At 73.1% G+C, this 12,740-nt stretch carries 11 protein-coding genes; 6 read left to right on the forward strand and 5 right to left on the reverse strand.

All coding sequences use genetic code 11. The features are described 5' to 3' along the window. The 4 genes from ACGF0J_RS01455 (at nucleotide 1) to ACGF0J_RS01470 (ending at nucleotide 5,063) form a co-directional block, all read left to right on the forward strand. Nucleotides 1–222 carry a hypothetical protein gene (locus ACGF0J_RS01455; RefSeq protein WP_393141170.1) on the forward strand — a complete coding sequence of 74 codons (222 nt, stop codon included), beginning with the start codon at nucleotides 1–3 and terminating at the stop codon, nucleotides 220–222. Between the two features lie 155 nt (nucleotides 223–377). After that, on the forward strand, nucleotides 378–3,065 hold the full coding sequence (locus ACGF0J_RS01460) for a BTAD domain-containing putative transcriptional regulator (protein WP_393141172.1): 2,688 nt from the start codon (nucleotides 378–380) through the stop codon (nucleotides 3,063–3,065). 277 nt (nucleotides 3,066–3,342) lie between these two features. Then, nucleotides 3,343–4,029, forward strand: a complete 687-nt coding sequence (locus ACGF0J_RS01465) for a hypothetical protein (protein WP_393141174.1) — start codon at nucleotides 3,343–3,345, stop codon at nucleotides 4,027–4,029. Continuing rightward, complete coding sequence (locus tag ACGF0J_RS01470) at nucleotides 4,026–5,063, forward strand: hypothetical protein (protein ID WP_393141176.1); 1,038 nt, start codon at nucleotides 4,026–4,028, stop codon at nucleotides 5,061–5,063. The genes ACGF0J_RS01465 and ACGF0J_RS01470 overlap by 4 nt, the downstream gene beginning before the upstream one ends. Nucleotides 5,064–5,249: 186 nt before the next feature. Here the strand turns inward: ACGF0J_RS01470 and ACGF0J_RS01475 are convergent, their stop codons facing one another. Continuing rightward, nucleotides 5,250–5,684, reverse strand: coding sequence for a MarR family winged helix-turn-helix transcriptional regulator (locus tag ACGF0J_RS01475; RefSeq protein ID WP_393141178.1), 435 nt, complete (start codon nucleotides 5,682–5,684; stop codon nucleotides 5,250–5,252). Between the two features lie 88 nt (nucleotides 5,685–5,772). On the opposite strand from ACGF0J_RS01475, the gene ACGF0J_RS01480 reads away from it, so the two are divergent. Then, nucleotides 5,773–6,960 carry an MFS transporter gene (locus ACGF0J_RS01480; protein WP_393141180.1) on the forward strand — a complete coding sequence of 396 codons (1,188 nt, stop codon included), beginning with the start codon at nucleotides 5,773–5,775 and terminating at the stop codon, nucleotides 6,958–6,960. Nucleotides 6,961–7,081: 121 nt separating this feature from the next. Here the strand turns inward: ACGF0J_RS01480 and ACGF0J_RS01485 are convergent, their stop codons facing one another. From ACGF0J_RS01485 to ACGF0J_RS01495, 3 genes are all read right to left on the reverse strand, one after another. Continuing rightward, complete coding sequence (locus ACGF0J_RS01485) at nucleotides 7,082–7,591, reverse strand: methylated-DNA--[protein]-cysteine S-methyltransferase (protein ID WP_393141182.1); 510 nt, start codon at nucleotides 7,589–7,591, stop codon at nucleotides 7,082–7,084. After that, entirely contained in the window at nucleotides 7,588–9,249 is a 1,662-nt protein-coding gene (locus tag ACGF0J_RS01490) for a DNA-3-methyladenine glycosylase 2 family protein (RefSeq protein ID WP_393141184.1), read from the reverse strand. The genes ACGF0J_RS01485 and ACGF0J_RS01490 overlap by 4 nt, the downstream gene beginning before the upstream one ends. 112 nt (nucleotides 9,250–9,361) lie before the next feature. After that, on the reverse strand, nucleotides 9,362–10,738 hold the full coding sequence (locus ACGF0J_RS01495; protein WP_393141186.1) for an MFS transporter: 1,377 nt from the start codon (nucleotides 10,736–10,738) through the stop codon (nucleotides 9,362–9,364). Between the two features lie 61 nt (nucleotides 10,739–10,799). Here ACGF0J_RS01495 and ACGF0J_RS01500 point away from each other — a divergent pair, with 61 nt between their 5' ends. Further along, on the forward strand, nucleotides 10,800–11,807 hold the full coding sequence (locus tag ACGF0J_RS01500; protein ID WP_393141188.1) for a DUF5937 family protein: 1,008 nt from the start codon (nucleotides 10,800–10,802) through the stop codon (nucleotides 11,805–11,807). Here ACGF0J_RS01500 and ACGF0J_RS01505 read toward each other — a convergent pair. Next, nucleotides 11,765–12,706, reverse strand: coding sequence for an NYN domain-containing protein (locus ACGF0J_RS01505; RefSeq protein ID WP_101783790.1), 942 nt, complete (start codon nucleotides 12,704–12,706; stop codon nucleotides 11,765–11,767). The two genes, ACGF0J_RS01500 and ACGF0J_RS01505, sit on opposite strands and share 43 nt — an antisense overlap. Nucleotides 12,707–12,740 lie beyond the last annotated feature (34 nt).

Genomic DNA, 12,740 nt, shown 5'->3' on the forward strand with positions numbered 1-12,740 from the left:
ATGCGAGCGCTGGTGATGGTGACGCTGGATACGCAGGCGCTGCCGGTGGTGGCGGATATGCGAACGCTGGTGATGGTGATGCTGGATACGCAGGCGCTGCCGGTGGTGGCGAACACGCGAGCGCTGCTTATGGGGCGCGGTTTCCGGACACGTCCGGTGGCGCTGAGGGTGTGCTGGGTTACGGGAGTGGCGCCGGGGCTGGTCATGCCGGTGGTCGGGTGAGGCCTGCCGCCGGGACTGAGGGCGGTGGGCGCAGGGGGAGGTATGTGGAGGGGCCGCGGCCGGTCGGTCAGCGGGCGGGGTACGAGGCGCGGGCGCGGGCGGCGGGCCGCCACCTGGGAGACGCAGGTGGACGGAGGGGCGGGGCGGCGCCGCCCGTGCGAATTCCGGCCGGGCGGACCGCCGGGGACGTGCTGGCCGGCCTCGCAGCCCTGGTCGCGCTGGTCGCGCTCGTGGGAGGCGTGCCGTACGCCCTGCTGACGTTCGTCGGCCCGCCGGTCGCGCCGGAGCTGCTGGACATGGACCTGCTGTTCGACCAGGTCGGGCCGTCCACGATCGTCGCCGTGCTGGTGCTGCTCGTATGGCTGGCCTGGCTACAGCTGTTCGCCTGTGTGGTGGTCGAGGTGTACGCCGGGGTGCGGCGGGTCGGGATGCCGGCCAGGGTGCCGCTCTCCGGCGGGCCGCAGGCGCTGGCCAACCGGCTCGTGTCGGCTGTGCTGCTGCTGTTCACCGCCGGAGCCGTGGCGGTGCCCGTCGCCAGGCTCGGGGCGCCGGTGCCGGCCCCCACCCCCATGACCGCCGTCGCGTACAGCGCGCCGGTCGTCGAACAGGTGCTGGAGACCCAGCGGACGAAGAAGGTGTACGTCGTACAGCCACCCCACGGCCGCCACCACGAGAGCCTCTGGGAGATCGCGGAGAAGTGCCTCGGCGACGGCCGCCGCTATCCGGAGATCTTCCGCCTGAACCAGCACAAGGAGCAGCCCGACGGCGCCCGGTTGCGGATGGCCGATCTGATCAGGCCCGGCTGGGTCCTCGACATGCCGGACGACGCGCGCAACACCCACGTCGTCCCGGTCACACAGGCACGAACGCAGACGTTGCGCGAACATCCCGGAAAGGCGGCCGTAACGGGACGGGTCGCCGACAAGGCGGAGCAGACGGTCAGGGAAGAGCTGGGCAAGCGCCGCGCCGGCCAGCAGAGCCCGGACCGGCAGGGCGCCGCGGAGGCGAAGGCCGACGCGGGGCCGGCAGCGGAGGCGGGCAGGGCGGCGGACCGGGGCGACGGCCCCGACCTGGTCGACTATCTCGCGGGGGCGTCACTGGCCGCCGCGGGCCTGCTGGCCGTGCTCGGCAGGCGGCGGCGTGAGCAGTTGTGGCGGCGGGCGTTCGGCCGACGGGTGGTACGCCCCCGCGACGACGCGGCCTCCGCCGAGGTGGCGCTCAGGATCGGCGCGGACGCGCCGGGCACGCGGATGCTCGACGTCGGCCTGCGCCTGCTGGGCGCCGAGCTGGCCGCGCGGGGCCGCACGCCGCCGACCGTGTACGCGGCGCATCTGTCGGCCCGCAACCTCGACCTGTGGATCCACCCGCCCGACGGCGACGCTCCCCACCCGTGGACGGTCCAGGACGGCGGACAGGTGTGGCGGCTGCCCGCGCACGAGGGCCGGTTGCTGGCCGACGATCCGCAGGGCGGAGCACCGTACCCCGGCCTGGTGTCGCTCGGCACCGACGCGGGCGGCCGGGTGCTCGTCGATCTGGAGGCGGCGCAGGGGCTGATCAACATCCGGGGCCCGCAGACCGCGGCAGCCCTCGCCGCGCTGGCCGTCGAACTGGCCACCAACCGCTGGTCGGATCGCATGCGCATCACGCTTGTCGGCTTCGGCGCGGAGCTGACCGCGATCGCTCCCGAACGGGTCCGGGCGGTGGGCGGCCTGGCCGAGGTGCTGCCCGAGCTGGAGGCTGCCGCCGCGCCCCGCCAGGAGGTGCTCACGGGCCGTGTCATGGGGAGCCCACGTGTCGCCCACTACCTGCTGTCGGCCGTGACACCCACCTACGACGAGGCGCGTCGGCTGGCCCTGCTCGCCCGCCGGGACACGGCCGGGTACGTGGTGGCCGGTGACGTGCCGCATGCCACCTGGACCCTGGAGATCACCGATGAGGGCAAGGCGAAGATCGCCGAGCTGGGATTCGAGGTGACCGCCCAGTTGCTCCCGCGTCGCCACTACCAGGCGTTGATCGACCTGTTCCGTACGGCCGGACGGCTCGACGGCGAGCCGCTGTCGGAGACGCGGCCACTGGAGGACCTGCACCCGCCCGAGGTGGAGATCAGGTTGCTCGGCCCCATCGAGATCGCCGGCCTCGGCCCGCTGGAAGAAGGTCGCATGGGTCTGGCAGCCGAGATGCTGGTCTACCTGGCCACCCATCCGGGAGGCGTGCATCCGGCGGTGCTCGGCGGTGTCTTGTGGCCGCGCGGGGCGCAGACGATGGTCAGGGATGCCGCGATTGCCCGGGTGGCCGACTGGCTCGGCCCCGAGCACCTCCTCGTCGACGACGCCGGGCGGTTGAGCCTCGGGCCGCGGGTGCGTACCGACTGGGCGCTGTTCCGGGAGCTCGTGCGCCGGGCCGAGCGTGATCCGACCGCGCGCGTCCTGCTGCTGGAGCGGGCGCTCGGACTGGTGCGGGGTCCGCTGCTGAGCGGGCGCCCGGCCGGCCGGTACGCGTGGCTGGCCGCCGACGACCTGGAGTACGACGTCACGGCGATGGTGGCTGACGTCGCCCACCGGCTGTGCGAGATCCGGCTGGAGCAGGGGGCGCCGGAGGCGGCGGTCGCGGCCGTACGCGCGGCGCTGCTGCTGGCGGCCGACGACGAGTCGCTGTGGCGCACTCTGCTGCGCGCCACGCATGCCACCGGTGACCCGGTGCGGCTGCGCGCCGTGGTGGACGCCCTGATGGGGACGCCGCGCTTCAGGGCGTACGGCGGGGGCCTGGCACCGGAGACGGAGGCGCTCATCGACGAGCTGCTGCCCACCTGGCGCATCCACATGGTGAGGAAGTCGACGGCATGAGAGCGGTGGCGGGACACGGACCGGCGGTCGGGGGGCAGATGCGGCCGCGGCGGGCGGTCGTACGGGAGACGGTGCTGCCGGGGGGTGAGGAGGTGGCTGTGCGAATCGGCTTGAGGCGTGGAAGGGCTGGTGCGCGGGGCGGCTGTGTGGGAGGCGCTTGCGGGAGGGCTGGTGCGCGCGGCGGCTGTGTGGGAGGCGTTTGCGGGAGGGCTGGTGTGCGGGGCGGCTGTGCAGGGTCGCTGGAGGAGGCGGTCTTGCGGGTGGTAGGGGCCGGGCGGTGAAGGCGTGGATCCGTGGCACGGTGGGGATCACCGGGATGGTGTCCCTGGTGGTGGGCTGTGGGCAGGCCGAGCGGCCCTACCTGCCGAACGACGCGCCGGTGTCGGCGACGCCGTCATCCGGAGGGACGCCGGACCTCTCGCCGAGCCGGGAGCCAGGGTCGGCTCCGTCCGCCGGGGACAGCGTGGCCCCGTCCGCCGACGCGAGCTTGACGCCCCCCGAACCCGGGGTGGAGACGGTGTCGCTGGGGGAGAAGATGCGGGTCCGCATCGAATGGCCCGTCGACGCCGATCCGCGGCTGCGGTTGGTCGCCGACTCCTACCTGAACGTGCGCCGGGCGGTCGTCACCGGCGACGACCGCTACCTCGACAACCTGGAGTCCGAGGCGGCGGGGCAGGCGCACGCGTGGGTGAGCGAGTTCGCGGACCAGGAGAGATCGCTGCGGGGCGTGGCCCGGCTCTACAACCTGCGCATCCAGGCCGTCGTGGGCAGGGCTGTGCAGGTCAACACGTGCGTGGACGAGTCACGGCTACGGCTGATCTCCACGCGTACCGGCAAGGCGGTGGCGCGGCAGCCCGACTGGACGCGCGAGCCGTACACGCAGGCCGTCGCCGCACGGCGGGGTGACGACGGAGTGTGGCGCATCAGAACGTTCGTCCAGGGGTCGGAAGGATGTGGCCGATGAATTCCATCGTCCCGGTGCTCGCGGCGGGGATGCTGTTGCTCGGTGCGGGCGCGCACGTCGAGCGGGGTGTTCCGGTCGGCGCTGGTGCCCACGCCGGGCGCGTCGCCACGGCCGGTGGGGCCGTCATGCGCGCCGAGACCGGCGCGCGGGTCGATCCTCGCGATCCGGGCGGTGACTTCGGCGCCAAGGGGGAGCAGCGGGGGCGTACGACGTCTCTGACGCTGACCCATTCCAAGATCGTGGTCACGGGCAACGGGGTCAAGGGCGGCCGCAGCGACGGCTACCGGCTGACGAGCCCCTGCTGGTACGAGCCCGGCCCCACCCCGGAGGAGATGCTGAAGGCGCAGGAGAACTCCGCCGACCACTTCGCCCGGATCAAGGCGGACGAGGAGAGCTTCCTGCGCTACCTGGAGCAGTTCAAGGACAAGATCGGCAAGCCCGGTCGCTGGTGGACGCCTGCCTACAACTCCGCCGACCCCCGGGGGACGGCCTGCTGGACGGACATGGAGCTGTTCGTCTTCGTGCCCCCGAACACCACTCCGCCCCAGGGCATCACCCTGCGCGAACTGGCCGACATCGCCAGGGCCGCGCTGACCGTGCCGGAGCCGACGGTCAGGCTGAACCCCGACGCCAAGAGCTACGTCAACCTGCCCACCTGGGTGTGGCTCGACAGCCTCGGCGAGACGACCCGCTCGGCGACGGCGTCGATCCCCGGTGTGATGAGCGCCACCGTGGTGGCGACGCTGAAGAGCCTCAAGATCGACCCAGGTGTCGGCACGGATCGGGCCGAGGTGAGCGACGACTGCGGGCCGTCGGGCAGGCCGTACGTGAAAGGCGGCACGTTCCGCTGCGGGGTGCGCTACCTGCGCGCGTCGCTCGACCGGCCGCGCGAGTCCTACCAGCTCACCGTGACGACGGTCTGGCCGGTCGAGGTGGCCGACAACGTGGTGCCCGTGCAGTACGCGCCCGTCGAGGTGGGGGTGACGCGGGACGTGCCGGTCGGCGAGGTGCAGAGCACGGTGACGAACCCCTGAGGGTCGATCGGCTCCGCGGGCAGGGCGACCGCGACCGGCCGCGCAGGGCGCGGGCGGTCGGCGGTGGGCGCGGGTGCGTTGGGCGACCGGCATGCGGCCCGCAACGGGCGACCGGCATGCGGCCGCAACGGCGGCAGAGCGTGGTGGTGGTGGGCGGGAGGTGGGGCGGCCGGTGCCGTGAGCGGTTCAGGGAGCGATGACGGCGGCCAGGGGGGCGAGTTCGGGTAGCGCTGCCGCTTCCGCCAGCACTTCCTTGAGCACCGCGTCGTGCGTGGGGACCGCCTGGGCCAGCAGGTCGCGGCCATCGGGTGTGACCTCGGAGTAGATGCCGCGCCGGTCGTCCTCGCACAGGTAGCGCCGGAGCAGGCCGCGGTTCTCCAGGCGGGTGACCAGCCTCGTGGTGGCGCTCTGGCTGAGCACGACGGCGCGCGACAACTGCTGCATCCGCATGTGCCAGCCGTCCTGCCGGTCCAGCACGTCGAGCACGGTGTATTCGCTCACGCTCAGCCCGTGCTCCTTCTGCAGAGCCTTCTCCAGCCTGTCCTCGATTTTCGCGTGCAGTGCGGCGAGGGTGCGCCAGCCCTGGGCGCGCGCCTCGACGGCGTCATCGGCTAGGGGCATGTGACATCCCTCCGAGATATTTGTATGGTCTGTTAGCCAGCGTCTGCAACTAATGTCTACGCTTACTAACGTCGTTCGAGGAGATTCTATGCCTCTCGCCCTGTTCGCCCTCGCGATCAGCGCCTTCGGCATCGGCACCACCGAGTTCATCATCAACGGACTGCTGCCGGAGCTGGCTGCCGACTTCGGTGTGACGATCCCCGTCGCGGGGCTGCTCGTGTCCGGCTACGCCCTCGGGGTCGCCGTCGGCGGGCCGCCGCTGACCATGCTGGGCGGCCGCCTGTCCCGCAAGACCATGCTCCTGGCCCTGATGGTGCTGTTCATCGCCGGCAACCTGCTCTCCGCGCTCGCACCCTCGTACGGGGTGCTCATGGCCGGCCGGATCCTTGCCGCGTTCGCGCACGGCGCGTACTTCGGCGTCGGATCCGTGGTGGCCGCCGACCTGGTGGCTCCGCAGAAGCGGGCCAGCGCCATCGCGCTCATGTTCACCGGTCTGACCCTGGCCAACGTGCTCGGCGTGCCCCTCGGCACGTGGATCGGGCAGGTCTTCGGCTGGCAGGCGACGTTCTGGGCCGTGGTCGCGATCGGGCTGGTCGGGCTGATCGGCGTGGTCGCCCTGGTTCCCCGGCAGCCGCGGCCGACAGGCGGGGTGCTGCGCGAACTGGCGACCTTCCGCAAGGGGGGCGTGTGGCTGGCGCTGCTGATGACGGTGTTCGGCTTCGCGCCGGTGTTCGCGGTGATCACGTTCATCGCGCCGATGATGACCGGGGTGGGCGGGTTCTCCTCCGCCACGGTGCCGGTGGTGATGGCGCTGTTCGGGGTGGGGCTCGTGGTGGGCAACCTGGTGGGCGGCAGGCTCGCCGACCGGGCCGTCATGCCCGCGATCTACGGCTCCGTCGGGCTGCTCACCGTGCTGGCCGCGGTCCTCGCCGTGGTGGCGGGCAACCAGATCGCGTTCGTCGTCGTCATCACGCTGTTCGGCGTGGCCGGGTTCGCGACCGTGCCACCGCTGCAGACCCGCGTGCTGGACGCGGCGTCCGGCGCGCCGACGCTGGCCTCGGCCGCCAACATCGGGGCCTTCAACGTGGGCAACGCGATCGGCTCCTTCGCCGCCGGGCTGACCATCGACGCCGGGCTCGGGTACGCCGCTCCCGCCTGGACGGCCGCGCTGCTGGGCGTGGTCGGGCTCGCGATGGCCGGGCTCGCCTCACTCCAGGTACGCCGAGACGCAGGTACGCCGAACCTCGATCCCCGCCCGGCGAGGGCCGCGAGCTGAACCGACCACGCGGCCGTCGCATGCGTGCAGGGCCGGCGCAAGGGCGGAGCGCGCCCCCGGGGGTTGCCGTGGGGACGCGCTCGCCTGATGACGGGCCCTCGCGCCCGGGGTGCGCGGGGCGTCAGCCCAGGGCCAGCCGGCCCGACTCGTGCGCCAGGAGCCACTCCTTGACCGGTACCCCGTAGTAGTAGCCGCCGTAGCCGCCCGTGCTGGGCAGCACGCGGTGGCAGGGGACGAAGGGGGCGATCAGGTTCTGGGCGCAGGCCGAGCCCGCCACCCGGGCAGCCGTCCTGGGCAGCCCGGCACGCTCGGCCAGTTGCGCGTACGAGACCGTCGTGCCGGGCCTCACCTCGCGCAGCGCCTGGTGGAGCCGCTTGCGGGTGGCACTGCCCGGCTGCTCGACGGGGACGTCGTCCAGGGCGTCCAGGTCACCTCGCAGGTAGTCGCGTACGGCCTGCGCGGCGGGGCCGAGGTCGTCCACGATGGTCAGCCCCTCGGCCTGCAGTTCCGGCGACAGCCGGGCGTACATCTCCTTGGGCTCGGCGGTGAAACCGCCGGCGACCAGCACGCCGTCGCGCAGCAGCAGGGAGAGCGGCCCGATCGGAGTGGGCAGGACCTGTGCGTCGATCATGTTGAGCTCCAGAGATGCAGGGCGGCGTAGGCCCGCCAGGGCCGCCACCGTTCGATGTGGTCGCCGGGAATGCCCAGGGCTGCCATGCGCTTGGTGAGCACCAGGTCGCCGGTGGGCCAGGCGTCGGGGTCGCGCAGCGCCCGCAGCGCGATGTAGCTGGCGGTCCAAGGGCCGATGCCCGGAACGTCCACCAGCTCGGCCACCGCCTCGGCGGGGTCCTGGCCGCCGTCGAGGTCGATCCGTCCTTCGCCGGTACGGGCGGCCAGCTCCTTGAGGGTGGCCACCCGCCGGTTGGTCAGGCCAAGCCCCTGCAGGTCCGCCTCCAGGAGTTCGGCCGGGCCGGGGAACAGGCGGGTCGGCGCGGGCCCGGTGCGGAGGGGCGGCGGCGGCGGGACCAGGGGGCGGCCGGCTCGAGCCACGATCCGGCCGAGCAGGGTACGCGCCCCGGCGACCGAGATCTGCTGCCCCACCACCGCCCGTACCGCCAGCTCGAAACCGTCGAACGCGCCCGGCACCCGCAGCCCCGGCCGTGTCTCCACCAGCGGGGCCAGCGACGTCTGCCCGAGCGCGTCGGCGATCGCGGCCGGGTCGGCGTCGAGATCGAGCAGGCGGCGGCACCTGGCGACGACGCGGGCGAGCTGCCGGGTGTCGTCCACGGCCACGTCCAGGGCGATGTGGCCGTGCTGGGGGGTGAGGGTGACGGTGCCGCCGGGGACGGCCCTGCTGTAGGAGGTGTGGTCGGCGACCTCCAGCTCCGGGATCGCCCGGGAGGCCAGGAAGGCGAACACCGCCTCGGCCTCGTACGGCTCGCGCCGGTGCAGCCGGAGCCGGAGCGGGAGGACGGGCAGCGGCGCGGCCCCGGGCGTGGGTGGCGGGGGTTCGGCCGGCGCGGTCCGGACGACGACAGGGGAGCCGATGTCCGGGGTCCCGACGGGTGCGGTGCCGGTTCCGGCGGTGCTGCTTCCTGAGGTGCCGTTTCCTGCGGTGCCGCTTGCTGGGGTGCCGTTTCCGGCGGTGGCGGTTGCCGGGGCGTCGGTTGCCGGGGAGGCGGGACGGTGTGGGGTGGCGGGTCGTCTGGCGGCGGGGCCGCCCGCGGTGGCCCGCAGCTCGCTGGGGGTGAACCCGTATGTCTCCCGCATCGCCGCGTTGAATTGCCGCACGCTCCCGAACCCCGCCGCGAATGCCACGTCGGTCACCGGCAGGGCCGTCTCGGTCAGCAACTGCTTGGCCAGTAGCAGCCGCTTCGTCCGGGCGACCGCCAGCGGGCCGACGCCCAGCTCGGCCACGAAGAGCCGGTGCAGGTGCCGTTCGGTGATGTGCAGCCGGGCGGCCAGCCCGGACACGCCGTGGTCGTCGGCCGCGCCGTCGTCGATGAGCCGCAGGGCCCGGCCGATGAGGTCGCCGCGCAGGTCCCAGCCGGGGTCACCGGGAGACAGCTCGGGCCGGCACCGTTTGCACGGCCGGAACCCCGCCGCCTCCGCCGAGGCGGCGTGCCGGTAGAAGCGCACGTTGCGTGAGGCGGGGGTGCGGGCCGGGCAGATCGGCCGGCAGTAGATGCGCGTCGTCGTCACCGCCGTGTAGAACCGCCCGTCGAACCGGGCGTCCCGGGACGCGACCGCCCGGTAGCAGGAGTCGAAGTCGAGCTCGAGTGGTGACATGCCACCGACGTTATGCGCTGCCCGGCCGGTCCGGCTGGCGGAAATCGGACGTGACCGTGAAATCGCAGGTCAGCAGGTCGAACGCGGCGACCAGCGGGAATCGGACCACGATTCAGGGCTCCCGGCGCAGTGGCGAGAGCAGCACCGGCAGCCAGCTCGACGCCATGATCACCGCGCCTGCCCACAGGGACGCCCGCACGCCCCACACCTCGCCCAGCAGCCCGGCGAGCAGCCCGCCGAGGCCGACGGCGCCGGTGAGGAGGAGGCGCATGGTGGCGTTCGTCCGGCCCAGCATCCGGTCCGGTGTGATCCGTTGCCGCACGCTGACCAGCAGCACGTTGTTGACGCCGGTGCGGAACGTCAGCACGAACCACGCCGCTGCCGCTGCCCACAGCCACCAGCCGCGGTCCAGGAACGGGATCACCAGGGACGGCGGGGCGGTGACCAGGCTGACCAGGAGCGTCGCCCGTCCGGTTCCGAGCCGGCGTCCGATCAGGTGGGCGGTGGCCGCCCCGGCCAGGGTGCCGAGCCCGCCGACCGCGAGATAGCCCCCCAGCACCCACTCCGGCAGGTCGAGCTCGTCGACGATCAGCACGGGCAGCAGCACCGAACACAGGGGGAAGGCGAGGTTCGCCATCGCGCCCATGACGGTCATCCCGACGAGGACCGGATTGCCGAGCAGGAAGCGCACGCCCTCGACGATCTGCCGGCCGGTCCCGCCTCGGGTGGCCTCGTCGGGCTCGCCTTCGTCCCGGGCGCCGCCGCTTCGGAGGGGACCGAGGGGCGCGTCCGCAGTGGCGCGCGCAGTGAGGGGCGGGGCGGCAGGAAGGGTGGCGCGTGGAGTGAGGGGGCGGGGCTCAGGGAGGACGGCGGGTGGGGTGAGGGAGGGGGTGACGGGCGGGGAAGGGTCGGGGACACGGCGGAGCCAGGTGGCCGACCACAGATAGCTGAGCGCGTCCAGCAGCAGGGCCAGCGGCGCCCCCGCCACCTGCACGAGCACCCCTGCCACGCTCCGGCCCGCCACGTCCATCCCCGCCCCGGTGCTCACCAGGAGGGAGTTCGCCGAGGTCAGCCGTTCGCGGCCGACCAGCCCGGGCAGGAGGCTCACCGCCGCCAGGTCGAACACCAGCGTCCCGGACCCGACCAGCACGGCCACCGCGTACAGCTGGCCCATGCCGAGCCACCCCCACCACCAGGCCACGGGCACGGACAGCAGCACCAGGGCCCGTAGCACGTCGGCGGCGATCATGAGGGGGCGTCGCCGGAGCCGGTCGACCCAGACCCCGGCGGGCAGCCCGAGCACCAGGACCGTCAGCGTGCCGAGCGCGCTGAGGAGGGCGACCTCGCCCGGCCCCGCCGCCAGCACCGTGACCGCGAGGAGGGGCATCGCGACGTAGCCGATCTGGCTGCCGAGCTGGCTGACGGCGCCGGCGACGTACAGGTTGCGGAAGCTTCGCTGTCGAAGCAGGGGCGGTGCAGAAGAGGCCATACGGCCGACGATGCTGAAATATCGTCAGAAGTCGCTATCGATTGCGTGAGACGCTAATCCAATGCCTCTGGAGCTGTCGTTCACGGCCCAGGATCTGGCCAACATCCGCTTCGCCGTCTCACCTCTCGGCGAGGTCATCGCCAGTGTCCGCGTCGTCAAGGACCCCGCTGCCCATCCCGCCCTGCGCCCCTGGGCCCAGCAGGTGCGGCGCCGCCTGGCGGACGTCGACTGGCGGCTGCTGTCCGATCTCGTGCCCGTGCCGACCATCTCGATCGCAGGGTTCACCTGCACGCCGCCGTCCACCTCCATGCCCGACCTGGAACTGGAGCTCGCCACGATGCGCGCCGCCGCCGGCCGTGTCCGCGCCGACCTGGACAGCGTGGGAGGTCCCCGGACGAAACGAATCATGGCCCTGTACGAGGACCCGGAGAGAGGGCTGGAACGTCTGGCGGGGGAGGTCGGCGCCTACTGGGAGGCCGCCATGGCCCCGTACTGGCCGCGGATCAGGTCGCTGCTCGAAGGCGAGATCCTGCGCCGGGCCAGGTTGCTGGCGGAGGGCGGCGCCGGACGCATGCTGGCCGATCTCGACGCGGCCGTCACCTGGCGGGACGGCCGCCTGCGCCTGGAACACCGGTACGTGTCCGGGACGCGCTCGCTGCGCGGGCTGGGACTGCTGCTGGTGCCGTGCGTGTTCGCCTGGCCGCGGGTCTTCTCCGTCACCACGCCGCCCTACCAGCCGACGGTCCGCTACCCGCCGCGCGGTGTCGCCACGCTGTGGGAACGGCGCGCGGTGGACGCGCCGGAGGCGCTGGCGGCGGTGCTCGGCCGCACGCGGGCGCGGCTGCTGGCCGAGCTGGACCAGCCCGCCTCGACCCGCGACCTGGCCCAGCGCGCCGGGCTGTCGGAGCCCGGCGCCAACCGGCACCTCACCGCGCTGCGCGCCGCCGGGCTGTGCACCTCACACCGCACCGGCCGGTGGGTCCTGTACGCGCGCACCGCGGTGGCCGAGGCGATGCTGCGGGGAGGTCACTTCGAGGAGACCCCGACTCCCAGGTCGAACTCGCGGTAGACGCGCGCCCAGAAGCCGTCGCGCAGCCACACGCGTGCCTCGGGGAACGGCCGCAGCGAGTGACCCAGCTCCTTCTCGGCCTCGATCAGCAGCTCGGTGTCGATGACGGTCGGCAGGATCGGCCCCGGTAGCAGGTCGCGGATGTTGTCGCGGCCGCGGGTGAGGATCCACTTCTGCGCCACGTGCTCGCCGACGTCCTCCACGCGGGGGCGGCTCGGCCCGAGCTTGGCCACCTGGCCCGGCTTGACGTGCGGCTTGGCGGGCGCCCGTCCGGCGAACACCTGCGCGGGCGACGGCGCCGCGGCCGGCGGCGGCACCGCGACGGGCTGCGGAGCACGACTGAAAAAGGGCCTCAGGAAATCAGCGGAGATCACTTCGACGGTGTCGGACTCCCACACGAGCCGCTCGGCCTGGTTGGTGCCGTAGGGCGGCTCGACGCCCCACAGGTGGATGCGCACCCCGTAAGCCTGGGCCGCCTCCACCGCGGGCACCATGTCCTCGTCGCCCGCCAGCAGTATCGTGTCGGTCACCGCGTGGTGCCGGGCCAACGCCTCCAGGTCGCTCCTGATCTGCGCGTCCACCCCTTTCTGCTGGCCCCGCGCGTTGAGGTTGCCGAGCCGGACCTTGACCCAGGGGAGCTGGGCGATCACGCGCTGGTCAACGGTGGGCACGCGATCGCGGGCTGCGTCATACCAATAGATCCGCAGGAGTTCGCCGGAAATGCGTTCCGTCGCGTGTTTCTGCAGGCTCTGGATCAGCTCATCGGCGGCCACCCGGTATTCCTTGCGTTCCTTGGCCCCCAGCAGGACTTCTCCTGCGGCGGCATACAGATAACCGACATCCACCAGGACGGCGTACTTCGCTGCCACAGGATGCGGCATGAGGTCTGGGATGCCCATGATGTCCTCCAGGCCGCGGCGTTAGTTGATCGGC

Origin of the sequence: Nonomuraea sp. NPDC047897 (assembly GCF_043204415.1) — a bacterium.
In the GTDB taxonomy this organism is placed as follows: Bacteria; Actinomycetota; Actinomycetes; order Streptosporangiales; family Streptosporangiaceae; genus Nonomuraea.